Raw genomic sequence first — 17,271 nt, forward strand, 5'->3', positions numbered from 1 at the left:
ACCCGAGTTCTTCAAACCCGCGAGCCAGTTACCGAAAATCAACCGAGTAACGCGTCCACGAACGCCGAGGGCACGAACGGCGCGAGGTCGTCCGCACCTTCGCCAAGTCCGACGAGCTTCACCGGCACACCCAGCTCGTGCTGGACCTGGAACACGATTCCGCCCTTGGCGGTGCCGTCGAGCTTTGTCAGCACGACACCGGAGATGTCGACGACGTCGGCGAACACCCGAGCCTGCATGAGACCGTTCTGACCGATCGTGGCGTCGAGGACGAGAAGGACCTCGTCGACGATCGCACGCTTCTCGATGACGCGCTTGACCTTGCCCAGCTCGTCCATGAGCCCGGTCTTCGTGTGCAGCCGGCCGGCGGTGTCGATGAGGACACAGTCGACGCCCTGCTCGATGCCCTTGGTGACCGCGTCGTAGGCGATCGCCGCGGGGTCACCGCCTTCCTTGCCGCGCACGGTGTCCGCACCGACGCGTTCGCCCCAGGTCTGCAGCTGGTCGGCAGCGGCGGCCCGGAACGTGTCTGCGGCGCCGAGCAGAACCCGGCGGCCATCAGCGACGAGGACGCGGGCCAGCTTGCCGGTCGTCGTGGTCTTTCCGGTGCCGTTGACGCCGACGACCAACACGATGGACGGATGATCCGCGTGCGGGAGCGCGCGCACTGCCCGGTCGAGCTCGGGGTGCAGCGCCTCCACCAGGACTTCCTTGAGGAGCGCGCGGGCCTGCGCCGAGGTACGAACGCCGCGGGCGGCCATCTGCTCACGCAGCTTCTCGACGACCTGCATCGTCACGGCGGTGCCGAGGTCGGCGATGAGAAGGGTGTCTTCGACTTCCTCCCACGAGTCCTCGTCGAGGTCGCCACCGCCGAGAAGTCCGAGAAGGCTCTTTCCGACCGCGTTCTGCGAACGCGAGAGGCGACCGCGCAAACGGTCCAAGCGCCCCTCGGTGGGCTCGATCTCCTCGATGGCCGGAGCGGTCTCGAAGTCTTCCGGTTCAATCGTGGTGCTCGGCGCCGAGACCGGCTCGGCGAGTTCCTCGAGCGTGATCTCGTGGATCTCACGCTTGTGCTCGACCGGAGCCTTGCGCTCAACCGGAGCCTCGGGCTTAACGGGAGCTTCGGGCTCGACTGGAGTCTCGACGACGGCTGCGGGTTCGGCAGGAGCCTCGACAACGGGCTCAGGTTCCGGTCGCCGCTTGGGCAGCGTGGCGGTTCCAGAACCTTCACTGAACGAGAAACCACTGCCCGCCTGGTACTTCGCCGGCTTCTCGATCTCGGGCTTCTCCGGCGCGACCAGAGAGATCCGGCCCTTGCGGTAGCGGACGAACCCGACGATGAGCACCGTCAATAGCGCCGCGACGACGAGAGCGATGATCAGCCACGTTTGCGTTGTCACGTCAGCTATCCAACCATCCCGTCCGATTTCCGGCCCGTTCACACCCGTTCGTCGCGCGCCAATCGCTGCGAGATGACGGTCGTGATGCCGTCGCCGCGCATCGATACGCCATATAGCGCGTCGGCGACTTCCATCGTCGGCTTCTGGTGCGTGATGACGATGAGCTGCGATTTCTCGCGCAGTTGCTCGAACAGGGCGATCAGTCGACGCAGGTTCGTGTCGTCGAGGGCCGCTTCGACCTCGTCCATGACATAGAACGGCGAAGGCCGCGCGCGGAAGATCGCCACGAGGAATGCGACGGCGGTCAGGGACTTCTCGCCACCCGACAGCAGCGACAACCGCTTGACCTTCTTGCCCGGCGGCCGAGCCTCGACCTCGATACCCGTGGTCAGCATGTCGCTGGGGTCGGTGAGCACGAGCCGGCCTTCGCCCCCGGGGAACAGCGTCGTGAAGACGGTCCCGAATTCGGCTTCGACGTCCGTGTACGCCTCGGTGAACAGCTGCAGAATCCGCGCATCGACATCACTGACGACGTCGAGCAGGTCCTTGCGTGCCTTCTTCACGTCCTCGAGCTGCGTCGACAGGAAGTTATACCGCTCTTCGAGCGCCGCGAACTCCTCGAGGGCGAGCGGGTTCACCTTGCCCAGCACCTGCAGATCCGCAGCCGCACGTTTGGCCCGGCGCTCCTGCTCCGCGCGGTTGAACTTCATCGGCTGGGGAGCCGAGACCATCTCTCCCCTCTCCTTCGCCGCTTCGTACTCGGCGATCTCGAGTGGAGTCGGCGGCAGTTCGACGTCCGGGCCGTACTCGGCGACCAGATCGTCCAGGCCGATGCCGAACTGGTCGGAGATCGACGATTCGAGTGTCTCGACCCGCAGCGCTATCTGCGTCCGTGCGAGTTCGTCGCGATGCGCGGAGTCCGTCAATGCGGCGCGGCGGGAGGTCAGCGTCGAGACCAGCTTCTCGGCATCCGAATGCAACCTGGTCAGCTCGGCGCGCTTGGCGTCCAGCACGTCCCGCTCGCTGGTCGCGGAGGCGAGCAACGCCGATACCCGCGCGGCGAGCTGTCCGCCGTAGTCCACGACAGCCTGCGCGGACTCGGCCGCGGCACGGCGCGAACGCTGCGCGTGCTCGGCACGGGCCCGCGCCGAACGCTCCGCCTGCGCCTGCCGGCGGAGGCCGTCTGCCTTGCCCCGGATGGCACTCGCGCGTTCTTCGGCGGTTCGAACAGCCAGCCGCGCGTCGAGTTCGGCCGACCGGGCGGCGGACAGCGCAGCAACCGCGTCGTCGCGCTGCGCGAGCGCTTCCTCGGCGACCGCCGACGACTCGGGCGCTGCTTGCTCCGCGCGGACTTCGAGCGTCGCGGCCAGCGCCGCGAGTTCGGCGAGCACACGCGAACGATGGTTTTCGACCTCATCTCGCCGCGATTCCAGCCGGGACACTTCCGCGGCCGCGAGCTCGGCCGCGTTTCGCAGGCGCGACACCTCATGCTCCGCGGCGGTCGCGACGCGCTGATGCTCACGGATCGCCGCTTGCGTGGAGTCGACGGTTTCCCGGAGGTCGACCTGGTCCGAATGCGCCTGCGCCAGCTCGGCAGCCAGACTCTTCGCGTGCTGCTCCGCGGCGCGCAGGGCCCGCCGTGCCGCCTCGACCGACTCGCGGACCTCGATCGGACTCGCAGCCCGGTCCGAGCCGCCGCGAACCCAACCAGCACCGACCACGTCACCGGCTTTGGTTACCGCGCGCACGCGGGGATCGGCCGAGACAGCGTCGATTGCCGAAGCCAAGTCATCGGCGACGACGACATCACCAAGCAGAGCCTCTAGAGTGCCCGACAACTCCGCCGGACATCGAATTTCATCGAGCAGCCGGTGACTGCCGGATTCTGACAACGCTCCGCTCGCCGCCGGGAAGGCAATGACCGCGCGTCCGGCTTCGGCCTTACGCAGGGCACCGATGGCGTTCTCCGCCGAGTTCGCGCCGTCCGCGACCATCGCGTCCGCCGCTGTCCCTAGCGCCGCGGCCACGGCGGCGGCATAACCGTCCGAGATGTCGAGTTGGTCGGAGAGAAGTCCGTCGACACCCTCGACCGGGTTCCGCGCGAGCCATTTCGCTGCGTCCCGCGGAGCCATTCCGACTGCGAGCGCATCGACCCGCGCGTGCAGCGACGCCACTTCGTGGCTCGCCTTTCGCTCCCGATCGCGCAGGACGGCGACTCGATCCTTGACCACGCGGAGTTCGGCGACCGCAGCGTCGTACTCCTGGCTCAGGTCGACGGAGTTGTCACCTTCGTCATCGGCGACATAGGCAGCGTCGTACGCGGTCTGCGCAGTCTCGGCACGCTCACCAGCCTCCTCGATCGAGGCGACCAGCCGGTCGAGTTCACCCTCCATCGCGGCCGCGCGAGCACGCAGCGAGTCGACCTGGCCCTCCAAACGGACGAACTCTTCCCGTCGATCCGCCTGGGCTCGGATCGCGGCGACATGCGCACGCTCGGCGTCCCGCGCGATCCGTTCGGCATCGGCGAGGTTCTCGGCAACGGCGGCGAGCGCCTCGCGCGCGACGTCAACCGCCTCCTGAAGCGCTTCCTCCTGCATTGCGGCGCGATCCGCGGCCGCCTCGAGTTCATCGGGGTCCGGACCGCTCGTCGCCACCGCAGGCTGCGACAGATGCCGCACCCGCTCAGACGCAACGCGGACCGTCGCGTCGAGCCGGTCGGTGAGGGTCCTCAACCGCGTGGCGAGCGCCGCGGCCTGATCCGACCTCGGAACCACGCTTTCGAGCTGATCCGCCGACAGCATCAATTGCTCGGACGCGGACGTGAGCTGTGCGTCGATCTCTGCCTGCTGCTCGCGAATCACCGACTCGCGCTCTTCATGGCCCGCGAGTTCCCTGCGTCGTTCGACGAGATCGTCCGCGGCAAGCCGCAGCCGGGCGTCGCGGAGATCCGCCTGAATCGTTTGGGCCCGCCGAGCGACCTCGGCTTGTCGTCCCAGCGGCTTGAGCTGGCGGCGGAGTTCGGCGGTGAGGTCGGTCAGCCGGTTGAGATTGGCAGCCATCGCGTCGAGCTTGCGGACGGCCTTCTCTTTGCGCCGCCGGTGCTTGAGCACGCCCGCGGCTTCCTCGATGAATGCTCGCCGCTCTTCGGGCCGCGATTCGAGGATCGCGGACAGCTGCCCCTGCCCGACGATGACGTGCATCTCGCGACCGATGCCGGAGTCGCTCAACAACTCCTGAATGTCGAGCAGGCGACAGCTGTTGCCGTTGATCTCGTACTCGCCAGCACCGTCGCGGAACATCCGGCGAGTGATCGAGACCTCGGTGTACTCGATGGGCAGAGCGCCATCGGAGTTGTCGATCGTGAGGGTGACCTCGGCGCGGCCCAGCGGGGCGCGGCCAGCGGTTCCCGCGAAGATGACGTCGGCCATCTTCCCGCCGCGCAGCGCTTTGGCGCCCTGCTCCCCCATGACCCATGTCAACGCGTCGACGACGTTGGACTTACCGGAACCGTTCGGTCCGACGACGCACGTGATGCCCGGTTCGAATCGAAGAGTCGTCGACGAGGCGAAGGACTTGAAGCCCTTCAGCGTCAGACTCTTGAGGTGCATCTACGTGGAGATCTACAGGATCGCGACGGAGACCACGAGGCCAAGGGCGAGGTGCGCGGACGCGACAACCCAAGCCTGCGGCCGGAAGTCCTCCGCGGCGAGCAGGTCGCCGATGTCGAGGCCGACCAGCGATTCGAGCATGCGCACCCCCGCCACCTGTGCGGCAATTCCGACGAGACCGAAGGTCAAGGCGGTCACCAATCCCTGCCAGAGGGAGTCACCGCCCGATGCGTAGATCGCCAGAACCACGATCAACGCCATGGCAACGGTTCCCATGGACGTGACGATCACAGCGTTCGGTTTGCCATCGCGGACGAACTTGCGCAGGTCGCCGGCCGTGGTGAGGTCGACCGCGAAGAATCCGATGATCATCAGCAGGAGGCCGATGATCGCGTAGAGCACGATCGCCGCGAGACCTCTGCCGAGGTACGCGAAATAGTCCGAATGCAGCGCGGCAAGGGTGTCCATTAGTTCTCCGTATCGGGTATCCGGTGCGGCACGAAGGCGGCACCGTCATCGGTGATCAGTCCTGCAGTTTCACGAATTCCAAGTCCAGCGGCGTCGTCGCCGACGACCCATGCGCCCAGCACCGGACGCATCCGGTCGAACACGGGAAGCGGGTCGAGCAGTTGGTAGACGAAGCCTTCGGCGCCATAGATGCCGCCCGTCGCGGTCGTCATGCCGGGGCCGACGATCGTGATGTTCGCGCCCTCGCGACCGAGCTTCGGCTTGCGCACGTATTCGGTGAGCTCGTGCGGATGGTCGAGGTACGCCGGGAGGAGGTTCGGGTGCCCCGGGTACATCTCCCACAGCACCGCGAGCAGTGCCTTGTTGCTCAACAGCGTCTTCCACAGCGGTTCGAGCCACATCGTGTTCGGCAGGCTGTTGACGACGTTCTTGCCGAAGTCGTCCTCGAGGACCCACTCCCACGGATACAGCTTGAAGATCGACTGCATCGGGACCTCTTCGAGGTCGACGAATCGGTTGAACATGCTGTCCCAACCGATCTCCTCCACGGGCAGGCCGATGGTGTCGAAGCCCGCTTCGGCGGCCGTCTCCTGGAGGTAGGCGGTCGTCACATTGTCTTCGCCGCTCTCGTCGGCCGCGGTCCAGGAGAAGTGCAGGACGTTCGACGCGAGCGATCCCTGCACCTCACGCCACCGATCGACAAGCTTTTCGTGGATCGAGTTCCACTGATCGTCGTCCGGGTGCGTGTCGGTCAGCCAGTGCCACTGGATGATCGAGGCCTCGACCAGCGACGTTGGCGTGTCGGCGTTGTACTCGAGCAGCTTCGCCGGACTGCGCGCGTCGTAGCGAAGGTCGAAGCGGCCGTAGATGTGCGGGTCTCCCCGCTTCCACGATTCGGCGATCGGGCCCCAACTCCACTCCGGAAGTCCGAAGTCCTTGAACCGCTCGGTGGTGATGACGTGTTCGACGGCGTTCTTGCACATGATGTGCAGGAGTTCGACGTCTGCCTCGAGCGCGAGGATCTCGTCCATCTCGAACTCGTAGTGCACCGATTCGTCCCAGTACGGACGCGGCAAACCGTCCGCATCGCGCGCCGGAACGCCGTAGACAAGCCCCTGTTCGATGATGGTCGTCTGCCAGCCCGGCCTGGGTTGACTTCTCTTTCGCCGCATCAGCTGCTCGAACTGGACTTGGAGCCCAAGCCGCCGCGCGAGATCGTCGTGCCCGACTTCGTCTTCACCGTCGTGTTGCTGGGTGCGAGATACGAGCCGCCCACCGGCGAGCGACCAATGCTGTTGGACCCACCGTAGTAGTAGCGGTACGAGTGACCGCCGTAGTAGAAGAAGCCGCTCGAATTCGGCGACCCGTGGCAATACGAGTCCGAGACGACGACTTCCTGACCATTTTGGTAGGACGTGCAGTACGCGGTCGTCGTACCTGCGGAGGAGACCGTGTAGATCGCCGCGACGACACCGGCCACGCCGACCACGGCGGCACCACCCATGAGCCGACGGCGGTTGGTGCGCTTCTTCTTCGCGAGCATCGCAGCCTGCTGTGCCGCCAGCGCTTCCGCGCGTTCCCGAGCACGAGTCTCGCCCGCGCTCATCGGGCGCGGGCGGGCCGTGTTCGGGTCCTGGTAGCGGACGCTCCCCGGGCCACCGGTGGGCGGCGGGGCCGGCGGCTGCTGCGGGGGTTGCCACGGCGGTGGCGACTGCGGAGGCTGCCCCGGAGGCGGCTGTTGCTGCGACGGAGGCTGCTGCTGTGGAGGGGTCCACGGGGGCGGCTGCCACGGCGGCACCTCACCGGAGTTGCCCGGTTCGTAAGGATTCATCAGCGCTCTCCGAATCCGACGAGGTCGCCGCGCGGCGCCTCCCACGTTTCAGTCACGAGGTCGACCTTGCCAGGTGTCTGGCCGGATCGCAGCGCAGCAAGCAGCGCGTCGCATTTGTCTTGGTCTCCTTCAGCCACGACGTGTACCCGGCCGTCGGGCTTGTTCTGGGCGAAGCCGACGAGTCCGAGCGCCAACGCCTGCGAACGCGTCCACCACCGAAACCCCACGCCCTGCACGCGACCGTGCACCCAGGCGCTGAGCCGAACCGTTGCCATACGTCTTAATCCAGCTTGAATTCGAGGGTGACCTTCGTTCCGGCCTTGAGGGTCCGGCCCACGGTGCACACCTTGTCGATCGCGCGCTCAGCGATGGTGAGAACTCGCTTCTGCGTGGCCTCGTCGAGTTCGCTGAGGTCGAGCTCGAAGACCTCGTGCAACTCCGGGTAGATCTCCTGGTCCCGGTCCGGCTTGCCCGAGATTCGCACGGTGGCGTCGAAGTTCTCGCCGAGTTTGCGAGTGAGCGGGATGTCCGCACTCATCGCACTGCACGCCCCGAGAGCGATCTTCATGAGCTCACCCGGCGTGAAGACACCTTCGACCGACTCCGAACCAACGAGTACCTCGGCGCCGCGCGAACTCTTGCCGGTGTATCGGCGTTGGCCCGTGCGCTCAACCCACAGCTCAGTTGGTGGCTTGGGCACGTCAGGGGTCTGATCACTCATGCCTAGATCTTGCCAAAACCGCGGTCCGGTTCTTCGCTCAGCCCTCACCCGACAGACTCGAAAACGCCTCGTGAACTGATCTTCACGCGCAAAATGGCTCCAAATGGCCAGATCCGGCCAGCTCATGGGCGAGAGCGGAGATCCCACACCGTGACCAGATATGCGAACCAGCAGCGCAGTGGCTGGTGGGCAACTGACAACGACGATCAATACCGCAAGCGGCGCGGGGCGTTAGGCCCGCAGATGTTCACGCTGGCGGCACTCATCGGGATGGGTGGACTCGCCGCACTGGTTGTCCTGGGATTCGTCATCTGGTGGGTCGTGACCCGCGGCGTCGGCGACACCCTCCTGGTCTTCATCGCGTTGGCGTTCATCGTCGGGCTGTTCCTCATCGGCACGGTCGTGGTGATGATGGTCTTCGCGGCGTTCTCCGTCGGCAAACAGTGGGAAGTCAAGGTCGAGCCGCAAGGCGAGCAGACGGTCGTGACAACGCGCGACGGCGTCGATCTCCACGTCGAAGTACAAGGCGACCAAGGCGCCCGCCGCACTGTCGTATTTGTGCACGGCATTGCCATGTCGTCGAAAATGTGGCACCACCAGCGGAATTCACTGCCTATCGACACCCGCGCCGTGCTCTACGACGCCCGCGGTCACGGCCGCTCCCAGGGTCAGAAGCTCGACGTCAAAGTGCCGGGCGTACGTCAGCTCGCCGACGACCTCGGCCGGGTCATCGACGAGACCGCTCCCGGCGGTGACCTGATCCTCGCCGTCCACTCGATGGGTGGCATGACGATGTTCGCCCTCGCCGCGATCCGCCCGGACATCTTCGATCGGGTACGCGGAATTCTCCTGCTGAACTCCGGCCCCGGTCCCGGCAAGGACGTCATCTGGCTCGGCGTCCCGAAGATCCTGTCGCCACTGCGCAAACTCCTGCTCAAGATCGCCGCACCCGGACTGGCCCTCGTCGGCATCCTCCCGGGGTTCCTGCTTCGCATCCTGGGCATGGCGCCGTATCTGATCGCCGCCCGCTGGCTCGCCGTCACCGACGACTCGTCGAAGGAAGCGTGGCGACTGACCGCGCGGATGATGTACGAGACCACGCCGAAGCGCTACGCCCACCACATCGCGGCCTGCATCGAACACGACGAGCGCCCCTCGCTCGACCGGATCTCACACATCCCGATGATCGTCGTCGCAGGTGAACAGGACAATCTGTTCAAGCGATCGAGCTTCGACTCGTGGGTCAAAGAGCTTCCGCAGGCGGTCTTCTTCTCGGTTCCGGGCGACGGACATATGACGATGCTCGAACGCCCCCGGTGGGTCAACCAGCAACTGGCCACGCTCATCACCACGGTCGAGGTCGAGCCGGAGATCGAGGAAGTGACGCAAGGGGCTCCCCGCAAGGGCAAGCTTCCGCGCCAGAACGTGCCGTACATGTGGAACGACTACAAGGAAGAGGTCGAGGCGGTCCAAGCGACCCAGGGTAACCAGGCCGCGCAGGCGGTGAAGGTGACGCCAGCACCCCGAGAAGCCAAACTCCCGCGCCAGAACGTGCCGTACATGTGGAAGGACTACCAGGACGAGGTCGAGGAGGCCCAGGGCAAGCACGCCGAGAAGACCGCGTCCGGCGGTGGTGGAATCGACTTGCTCGGCCAGATTCCGGGAACGTTGAAGAAGATCCTGGGCGGCGACAACAAGGACGACGCTACGGAGTAGCGGACTCCTTGCGGGTCCAGGCACGCAACCTCTCCCACGGCCAGGTGTTGATCACCCGGTCGGCAGGGACATTGCACGCCTGGGCCCGTTCGCATCCGTAGGCCTGCCAGTCGAGTTGCCCGGGCGCGTGCGCGTCGGTGTCGATCGAGAAGAAGCAGTCCATCTCGCGAGCGAGCGTCATCAGCCGCGTCGGTGGGTCCCGGCGCTCCGGACGGCTGTTGATCTCGACCGCGGTGCCGAACTGGCGGCACGCTTCGAACACGATCTCGGCTTCGAAGGTCGATTCCGGCCGCTTCCCTCGACCTCCTTCGACGAGCCGGCCGGTGCAATGTCCGAGCACATCGACGTTCGGGTTGGCGATCGCGTAGACCATGCGTCTGGTCATCGTGGCCGAATCCGCGCGCAGGTTCGAGTGCACGCTGGCCACGACGATGTCGAGCTGGGCGAGCAGATCTGATTGTTGGTCGAGCGATCCGTCGTCGAGGATGTCGACCTCGATCCCGGTGAGGATCCGAAACGGTGCGAGCCGCTCGTTCAGTTCGGCGATGACGTCGAGCTGTCGGCGCAAACGGTCGGCACTCAGTCCGTTGGCGACGGTGAGACGTGGGGAATGATCGGTCAGCGCGCAGTATTCGTGGCCGAGCGCAGCGGCCCGCCGCATCATCTCGTCGATCGGGCTGCCGCCGTCCGACCAATTGGAATGCGTGTGCAGGTCCCCGCGCAGTGCCAGGCGTAGTGCACCTCCCCCGCCGGCAATCGGCTCGGCGGCACCGCTCACCTCGGCGAGGTAGTCCGGGACCTGTCCGGCAACCGCCTGGCTGATGATGGCCGACGTCTTGGGGCCGATGCCCGCGAGGTCGATCCAACTGTTCTCGGCGGTGCGCCGGGCCCGCTGCTCTGCGGAGAGCCCTTCGACGATGTCGGCCGCCCGACGGTAGGCCTTGACCCGATGCGTCTCAGCACGTGATCGCTCGAGGTAAAAGGCGATCTCACGCAGCGCTTCGACCGGGTCCACTCTCGCGATACTAGTGACGCGAGTACTTGATGAAGATGACCCCGTCTTCGAAGATCTGGTGCCCCACCATGTGGAACTTCTGGAGCGAGGACCCTGCGATGAGCGGGCGGCCGGAACCGAGCACCATCGGGAACAGCTTGAGATAGATCTGGTCGATCTCCTCGACGAGGCTGCCGGCGAGTTCGCCGCCGCCGCAAAGCCATATCCCCTTGCCCGGCTTCTGCTTGAGATCGCGGACATAGCCGGCGGGGTCGGACGAGACGAGTTCGATCGCGGGGTCGGGTGACTCGCCGAGCGTCGTCGACACGACGACCTGTTTGAGATGCGAGAACGGATTCGACGTGCCGGTTCGAACGCCGAAGTCATAGGTCTTGCGACCGAACAGCACCGTGTCGAACGTCGAGCCGCCTTTGAGTCCCAGTGCTTCCCGGATCTTGGTCGGAACCGCCTCGGGATACTTGGCCTTCAGCGCAGCCGCGTGGTCGCCGCCACCGCCGAAGAAGTCGACATGGCCGTCGTCCGTCGCAATGAATCCGTCCATCGTCGCGGCGACGTAGTACGTGAGCTTGCGCATCGTTCGCTGCCTCTCACCCGGGGATCCTGGCCCTTCGACGGTATCCCCGAAAACCGCGCCCGACAACGGATTCGCGCCGATCTACCCGATCAGGAGCCAGGAAGCGCCGGCGGCGCGGCGAGGAAGTCCGCCGAGGGTGCGAAGAACAGACCGCCAGTCACCGCCGTTGAGAAGTCGAGGATGCGGTCGGTATTGCCGGGCGGATCACCGAGGAACATGTTGCGCAGCATTCGTTCGGTGACCGCGGGGTCGTGCGCGTACCCGATGAAGTAGGTCCCGAACTCGCCATTGCCGACCGATCCGAACGGCATGTTCGCCCGCACGATCTTCAGCTCGTCACCGTTCTCGTCTTCGATGACGTTGAGCGCGGTGTGTGCATTCTCGGGCTTGACGCCGTCCGACAGCTCGATGTCGTCGAACTTGGTGCGACCGATGACGCGTTCTTGCTCGTCCACGGGCAGCGCCCGCCAGGCGGCGACGTTGTGCAGGTACTTCTGGACGTGGACGTAACTGCCGCCATCGTCGGTCAGCGCCGCAGCGGCTGCCGTCCTCCCGATGGGATTCTCCGTGCCGTCGACGAATCCGAGCAGGTCACGGCGGTCGTAGTAGCGAAACCCGTGGACTTCGTCGACGACCGTGACGGCGTCCCCGAGTTCGACCATCAACCGGGACGCGAGCTCGAAGCAGTAGTCCATCGTCTCCGCACGGATGTGGAACAGCAGGTCGCCCGGTGTCGAGGGCGCCTTATGGCGCGGACCCGAGAGTTCGACGAAGGGGTGAAGTGCGCCCGGCCGAGGGCCGCTGAACAGGCGGTCCCACGCCGCTGAGCCGATTCCCGTCACCACTGACAGTTGCTTGTCTGGATCGCGGAAACCGATCGTGCGCGTGAGGCCGGACAGCTCCGCGAGCGCCCCGTGAACGGCTTCCTCGCCGCCCGGGTTGATCTCGGCGACGAGGAAGATCGCGGCCTGGCTCAGCTGGCGCAGAAGGGCTTGCGGAGTGTTTACGGCCACTCGACGAAATTACCGTTTCGGACGCGGCCGCGTCTGGCAGCGCGGGCAGAAATACGACGAGCGGTTCATGAACGCCTCGCGGTGCATGACGGCACCGCAGCGATCGCATGGTTCACCTTCCCGTCCGTACGCGTGCAGTGACCGGTCAAAGTAGCCCGACTGGCCGTTGACGTTGACGTACAGCGCGTCGAACGACGTGCCGCCGGCGTCGAGGGCAGCCACCATGACGTCGCGAGCATGGCCGATAAGGCGATGCAGTGCCGGCCGGGTCAACGAACTCGCGGTCCGACGACCATGAATCTCGGCTCGCCACAACGCTTCATCGGCGTAGATGTTGCCGATCCCGGCGATGACGGTCTGATCGAGAATGACGCGCTTGATCTCCGAATCCTTGGCCTTGATCCGGCCGACGACCGCATGGGCGTCGAATTTCGGGTCGAGCGGATCACGGGCGATATGGGCCACCGGGATCGGGACGATCGTGCCGTCGACCTCGACCATGTCGGCCAAGGACCAACCGCCGAACGTGCGCTGGTCGACGAATCGAAGCTGCTGGCCGCTACTGAGCGCGGCAACGATGTGCGCGTGCTTCTCGAGCGGCGCGTCCGGAGGCTGGATGAGCATCTGGCCGCTCATGCCGAGATGCACGATGAGGGACTGTCCGCTGGGAGCGAGTTCGAGCCACATGAACTTGCCACGGCGGCCGGTCGCCGCGATCGTCTGCCCGGTCAGCTGGCTGATGAGATCGAGCGGTCCCGCAACATGGCGACGCACGGATCGAAGGCCGGTGACGGATACTCCGGTAATCGTCGAACCGGTGACGTGACTGTCGAGTCCGCGGCGAACGACCTCGACTTCGGGAAGCTCAGGCACGGCGGATTTCAGGCACCCTGTTGCGGCTTGCCCGACAGCAGGTTCCAGGCGGCGCTCGCGGCCTTCTGCTCGGCTTCCTTCTTGGTGCGGCCTACGCCAGTACCGGAAGGATTGCCGGCCACGAGAACAGTGGCCGTGAATTCTTTGTCGTGGTCGGGTCCGGTGGACGAGATCTCGTACACCGGGGTGCCGAAGGAACGCTCGGCGGTCAGTTCCTGGAGACTCGTCTTCCAGTCATGACCGGCCCCCATACGAGGAGCACGTTCCAGAAGCTCGGCGAAGAGGCGAAGGACGACCTCACGCGCGACCTCGATGCCGTGCTGGAGGTGAATGGCGCCGAGCAGCGATTCCATCGCATCGGAAAGAATGCTCGGCTTGTCTCGACCGCCCGTAAGCTCCTCCCCCTTGCCGAGGAAGAGATGCGCGCCGACGCCACCCTCACCGAGTCCGCGAGCGACTTCCGCCAACGCGAACTGGTTGACGACGCTTGCGCGCAGCTTGGCCAGCTCACCCTCGGGTTTCTCGGGATGAACGACGTAGAGCTGTTCAGTGATGGCGAGGCCAAGGACCGAGTCCCCGAGGAACTCGAGTCGCTCGTTGGTCGGCAGGCCACCGTGCTCGTACGCGTACGACCTATGCGTCAAGGCCAGCGTCAGGAGCGCGGGTTCGAGCTCGACACCTAGTGCGTCGAGAAGTTTCCGATGCGCGTCTGCGCCATCCGCATGCGGGGCGCCCTGTCGCTGGCCTTCGACCTTAGACATTTGGGTTGGAAGGAGACGCCTTAGACGGCGATAACCTGCCGGCCCTTGTAGGTGCCGCAAGACGGGCACACCACGTGCGGGAGCTTCTTTTCGCCGCATGCCCGGTTCGGGCAGGACACGAGGGTAGGCGCAACGGCCTTCCACTGGCTCCGGCGCGAGCGGGTGTTCGAGCGCGACATCTTCCGCTTCGGAACGGCCACGTCCGTCTCTCCTTGCTATCTCCACGCAGCCGAATGCCACGTGTCAAAGTCGGTGTTCTGGTCTAGCTACAACTGGTCGGCGGTGCCTTCACCATCAGGTGGATTCAGCTTCGCGGCGAGACCAGCCCAGCGAGGGTCAAGTATCTCATGACTGTGGTCCAAACCAACAATCGCGAGGAGAGCACCGCATTCGGTGCACAATCCGGGACAGTCCGGACGGCAGACGGGCTGCAGCGGAAACTCCAGACCGGCGGTGTCCACGACAAGCGGTTCGAGGTCGATGTGATCGTCCTCGACGTGGTAGACCTCGCCCTCCTCGGTCGTCGCCTCGGTGGTGCTGTTGGGGTAGGCGAACAGCTCGAGAAACTCGAATTCGGCAGTGCCATCAAAAGGTTCGAGACAGCGGACGCACTCGCCCTTGGTCGGCGCGGTCGCCGTGCCGGTGACGAGCACGCCTTCCGAGACCGACTGGAACTTCAGGTCGAGTTCGACCTCGGCGCCAGGCTCGATCGCGATGAGGTCGAGGCCGATCCGATTGGTGACGTCGACCGTCCGATGCAGGGTCTTCATCCGGCCCGGGCCGCGGCCCAGAGATCGGATTTCGAACACAAAACCACCGTCGTGGATTTGACGGTGGTTGCGATGGGGTTTGCCGGACACGCTGCAAATCTTACCGTGCCCGGCAGCTCCAAAATTCCAGCTAGATGCGGCGGCGTCCGCGGCCCTGCGGCGCGACGAGTTCGGACGCGTGGTCCGGAACCGTGTAGCCGACGCGAAGGTTGTGGCGGCCGGTACCGACCGAACGCAGCGTGCCCTCGAGCAGCGCCTCGAACTCGCTCAGCTTGGAGTCGACGTACTGGTCGCACTCGTGGCGCTTCTGTGCCGCGTCAGCCTTGGCCTCGTCGATGATGCGAGCAGCCTCGGCCCGAGCCATCTGCATGACCTCGGTCTGCGACACGAGACGGCCACGCTCGGCCTCGCCCTCGGCGATCGCACGGTCGTAGGCGTCGCGGCCGGCGTCGACCATGCGCTCGGAGTCTTCCTGCGCACGAGCGGTCAGCGCCTGGTACTCGTGGTTGGCCTCGTTGACGCGAACATCGGCGTCGTCCTGCGCCGAAACGACGATCGCGTCGGCTTCCGCCTGGGCCTCAGCGACGAGACGAGAGGCCTCTTCGCGTGCCTCCCGCAGGATGCGGTCGGACTCGGTCTCGGCGTTCGCCAGGATGTCGTCCTTGTCGTCGAGGACGTCCTGTGCGTCGTCGAGCTCAGCCGGGATCGACTCGCGAATGTCGTCCAGGAGGTCGAGCATCTCGCCCCGCGGCACGATGCAGCTGCGCGTCGCCGGAATGCTCCGTGCCTCCTCGACGATTGCCACGAGTCCGTCCAGTGCCTCGAATACCCGGTACATCCCGTACCCCCGCTTCCCATGCTGATCTCTCGGTCTGAAGATCAGTGTGCCAACGGAATTCGCGCAGCTCGGGGCCTGCTGCCGAGTGTCAGATCACGATGAAGCCGCGGTTCGAAATAGGAATTGTTACCAAGGGGCCCGCCGGCCCCACCGCGGCCGCCGGCATACGCGCCGATTTTGGACGCGCGGTTTCGCCAGGCGAACCGTTGCGTCCAAGATCAATTTGGATGGAGCTGCGCCAGGTCCCGCCCCTCGTTGCCGACCACTCTGAGCGACAAGTAGCGATGAGAGCCTGGGTCTCGAAGCGCAGCTATCTACCCAGCTTCTCCATCAGGCGGGCGTGCACGCCCGGCGGAAGCATGTCCGTCACGTCGCCGCCGAACCGGGCGACTTCCTTCACGAGCGAACTGGACAGGTAGCTGTGGATCGGGTTGGTCGCGATGAACAGCGTGTCGACGCCGGACAGCTTGTTGTTCATCTGAGCCATCTGGAGCTCGTAGTCGAAGTCGCTTCCGCCGCGCAGACCCTTGACGATGGCCGTCACGCCGCGCTCGCGCGCGAAGTCGACGAGAAGGCCCTGCCATGCGGCAACTTCGACGTTCGTCAAATGGGTGGTCGACTCCCGGAGCAATTCGATGCGCTCATCGATCGTGAACATTCCCTGCTTGCTTGGGTTGACCATCACCGTGACGATCACGCGGTCGAACTGCGCCGCCATTCGCGTGAAGATGTCGATATGGCCGTTGGTCACGGGGTCGAACGACCCCGGGCAGAGAACGCCTGTCATGCGCCGGAGTCTATCGGGCCATAGTTGCGAATCGATTGCCTGAACACGGGAAATCCGCTGGTCACCAATACCGGATTGTGACCCGCACCACCCTTACCATCTGTCCCGTGGGCACAATCTTTGCAGAGGTCGAAGCACGCGTCGCCATGCTCGAATCCGAGCGTGCCAGCTTCCGCGCGCTACGGTCGGCCGTGATCGCACTCGAAGAGCAGCATGAAGCAGATTTGAAGAAGATCGAGGCGCTCCATACGCGCATCGATCAACTCACCGCGCGGCTTCAGCAGTTCGAGGACAGCCAGGACGACATCAACGATCTGCTCGTCAAGGCAATCGAAACCTAAGCCTCGACAACCGCGAGCTCGACCCGCGTCTCTCCATAGTCGGTCGACTTCAGCAAATCAATGCCTTTGGGCCACAAAGTCTTCGGCGATCGCGCCGAACGCTCGAGCACGATGAACGTGCCATCCTCGACCCAGCCGTTGGCCAGTAGCGCGGCCAGATCAGCGCTCACCGCGGCGTCGGACACGGCATACGGCGGGTCGCTGAAAACGACATCGAACGGCCGCTCCGATTTCGTCGCCAGCACCGATCCGACCGTCGCAGTCCGCAACTGACCACCGATAGCAAGCTGCGCGATGTTGTCGCGAATGATCCGCGACGCCTTCGCATCGGACTCGACGAGCACCGCCGACTCAGCGCCCCGCGAGAGCGCTTCCAACGCCAGCGCGCCCGATCCCGCGTAGAGGTCGAGCACGCGCAGTCCGTCGAAGTCCACGCGTGCCGCAAGGGCACTGAACACCGCTTCGCGGACGCGGTCGGAGGTCGGTCGGGTTCCCGTAGCGGGAACCTTGATCCGACGACCTCCGACCGAGCCGGAAATGATTCTGGTCAATCAG

19 protein-coding genes are annotated in these 17,271 nt (G+C 65.4%); 2 read left to right on the top strand and 17 right to left on the bottom strand.

Going from position 1 to position 17,271, the window contains the following annotated elements; translation table 11 throughout:
• Positions 1-38: 38 nt before the first annotated feature.
• Genes ftsY through F600_RS0121570 form a run of 7 tightly spaced genes read right to left on the bottom strand, consistent with a single transcriptional unit; the run spans position 39 to position 8,028 of the window.
• Positions 39-1,400: a signal recognition particle-docking protein FtsY gene (ftsY, locus tag F600_RS0121540; protein ID WP_018162734.1), complete on the bottom strand. Its 1,362-nt coding sequence runs from the start codon at positions 1,398-1,400 to the stop codon at positions 39-41.
• 38 nt (positions 1,401-1,438) lie between these two features.
• On the bottom strand, positions 1,439-5,008 hold the full coding sequence (gene smc / locus F600_RS0121545; RefSeq protein WP_018162735.1) for a chromosome segregation protein SMC: 3,570 nt from the start codon (positions 5,006-5,008) through the stop codon (positions 1,439-1,441).
• A gap of 12 nt (positions 5,009-5,020) precedes the next feature.
• Positions 5,021-5,476, bottom strand: a complete 456-nt coding sequence (locus F600_RS0121550) for a DUF350 domain-containing protein (protein ID WP_018162736.1) — start codon at positions 5,474-5,476, stop codon at positions 5,021-5,023.
• A complete protein-coding gene (locus F600_RS0121555) occupies positions 5,476-6,648 on the bottom strand; it encodes a glutathionylspermidine synthase family protein (RefSeq protein ID WP_018162737.1) in 1,173 nt (390 codons plus the stop codon). The genes F600_RS0121550 and F600_RS0121555 overlap by 1 nt, the downstream gene beginning before the upstream one ends.
• Positions 6,648-7,307 (bottom strand): twin-arginine translocation signal domain-containing protein, encoded by a 660-nt coding sequence (locus tag F600_RS29290; RefSeq protein ID WP_040632264.1) that lies wholly within the window; start codon positions 7,305-7,307, stop codon positions 6,648-6,650. The genes F600_RS0121555 and F600_RS29290 overlap by 1 nt, the downstream gene beginning before the upstream one ends.
• A complete protein-coding gene (locus F600_RS0121565) occupies positions 7,307-7,582 on the bottom strand; it encodes an acylphosphatase (RefSeq protein ID WP_018162739.1) in 276 nt (91 codons plus the stop codon). The genes F600_RS29290 and F600_RS0121565 overlap by 1 nt, the downstream gene beginning before the upstream one ends.
• Positions 7,583-7,587: 5 nt before the next feature.
• On the bottom strand, positions 7,588-8,028 hold the full coding sequence (locus tag F600_RS0121570) for an OsmC family protein (protein WP_018162740.1): 441 nt from the start codon (positions 8,026-8,028) through the stop codon (positions 7,588-7,590).
• A 150-nt stretch (positions 8,029-8,178) separates the two neighbouring features.
• On the opposite strand from F600_RS0121570, the gene F600_RS0121575 reads away from it, so the two are divergent.
• Positions 8,179-9,744 carry an alpha/beta fold hydrolase gene (locus F600_RS0121575; RefSeq protein WP_162141462.1) on the top strand — a complete coding sequence of 522 codons (1,566 nt, stop codon included), beginning with the start codon at positions 8,179-8,181 and terminating at the stop codon, positions 9,742-9,744.
• Here the strand turns inward: F600_RS0121575 and F600_RS0121580 are convergent.
• From F600_RS0121580 to coaD, 9 genes are all read right to left on the bottom strand, one after another.
• Complete coding sequence (locus F600_RS0121580) at positions 9,734-10,759, bottom strand: PHP domain-containing protein (protein WP_018162741.1); 1,026 nt, start codon at positions 10,757-10,759, stop codon at positions 9,734-9,736. The two genes, F600_RS0121575 and F600_RS0121580, sit on opposite strands and share 11 nt — an antisense overlap.
• Positions 10,760-10,769: 10 nt before the next feature.
• Positions 10,770-11,333 (bottom strand): dihydrofolate reductase family protein, encoded by a 564-nt coding sequence (locus tag F600_RS0121585; protein WP_018162742.1) that lies wholly within the window; start codon positions 11,331-11,333, stop codon positions 10,770-10,772.
• An 89-nt stretch (positions 11,334-11,422) separates the two neighbouring features.
• Positions 11,423-12,346, bottom strand: a complete 924-nt coding sequence (locus F600_RS29295) for a Dyp-type peroxidase (protein WP_018162743.1) — start codon at positions 12,344-12,346, stop codon at positions 11,423-11,425.
• 9 nt (positions 12,347-12,355) lie between these two features.
• A complete protein-coding gene (gene mutM, locus F600_RS0121595) occupies positions 12,356-13,219 on the bottom strand; it encodes a bifunctional DNA-formamidopyrimidine glycosylase/DNA-(apurinic or apyrimidinic site) lyase (RefSeq protein WP_018162744.1) in 864 nt (287 codons plus the stop codon).
• A gap of 8 nt (positions 13,220-13,227) precedes the next feature.
• On the bottom strand, positions 13,228-13,980 hold the full coding sequence (rnc, locus tag F600_RS0121600; protein ID WP_018162745.1) for a ribonuclease III: 753 nt from the start codon (positions 13,978-13,980) through the stop codon (positions 13,228-13,230).
• A gap of 20 nt (positions 13,981-14,000) precedes the next feature.
• Positions 14,001-14,180 (bottom strand): 50S ribosomal protein L32, encoded by a 180-nt coding sequence (gene rpmF, locus F600_RS31330; protein ID WP_081628971.1) that lies wholly within the window; start codon positions 14,178-14,180, stop codon positions 14,001-14,003.
• A 66-nt stretch (positions 14,181-14,246) separates the two neighbouring features.
• Complete coding sequence (locus F600_RS0121605; RefSeq protein ID WP_370670712.1) at positions 14,247-14,840, bottom strand: YceD family protein; 594 nt, start codon at positions 14,838-14,840, stop codon at positions 14,247-14,249.
• A gap of 40 nt (positions 14,841-14,880) precedes the next feature.
• A complete protein-coding gene (locus tag F600_RS0121610) occupies positions 14,881-15,588 on the bottom strand; it encodes a DivIVA domain-containing protein (protein WP_018162747.1) in 708 nt (235 codons plus the stop codon).
• A gap of 310 nt (positions 15,589-15,898) precedes the next feature.
• Positions 15,899-16,375: a pantetheine-phosphate adenylyltransferase gene (gene coaD, locus F600_RS0121615; RefSeq protein WP_018162748.1), complete on the bottom strand. Its 477-nt coding sequence runs from the start codon at positions 16,373-16,375 to the stop codon at positions 15,899-15,901.
• Between the two features lie 107 nt (positions 16,376-16,482).
• On the opposite strand from coaD, the gene F600_RS0121620 reads away from it, so the two are divergent.
• Positions 16,483-16,716 carry a hypothetical protein gene (locus tag F600_RS0121620; protein WP_018162749.1) on the top strand — a complete coding sequence of 78 codons (234 nt, stop codon included), beginning with the start codon at positions 16,483-16,485 and terminating at the stop codon, positions 16,714-16,716.
• On the opposite strand, the gene rsmD is transcribed toward F600_RS0121620, so the two are convergent.
• Complete coding sequence (gene rsmD / locus F600_RS0121625) at positions 16,713-17,267, bottom strand: 16S rRNA (guanine(966)-N(2))-methyltransferase RsmD (protein ID WP_018162750.1); 555 nt, start codon at positions 17,265-17,267, stop codon at positions 16,713-16,715. The genes F600_RS0121620 and rsmD overlap by 4 nt on opposite strands.
• Between the last annotated feature and the right edge of the window lie 4 nt (positions 17,268-17,271).

This window comes from Smaragdicoccus niigatensis DSM 44881 = NBRC 103563 (genome assembly GCF_000380645.1).
Taxonomy (GTDB): Bacteria; Actinomycetota; Actinomycetes; order Mycobacteriales; family Mycobacteriaceae; genus Smaragdicoccus; species Smaragdicoccus niigatensis.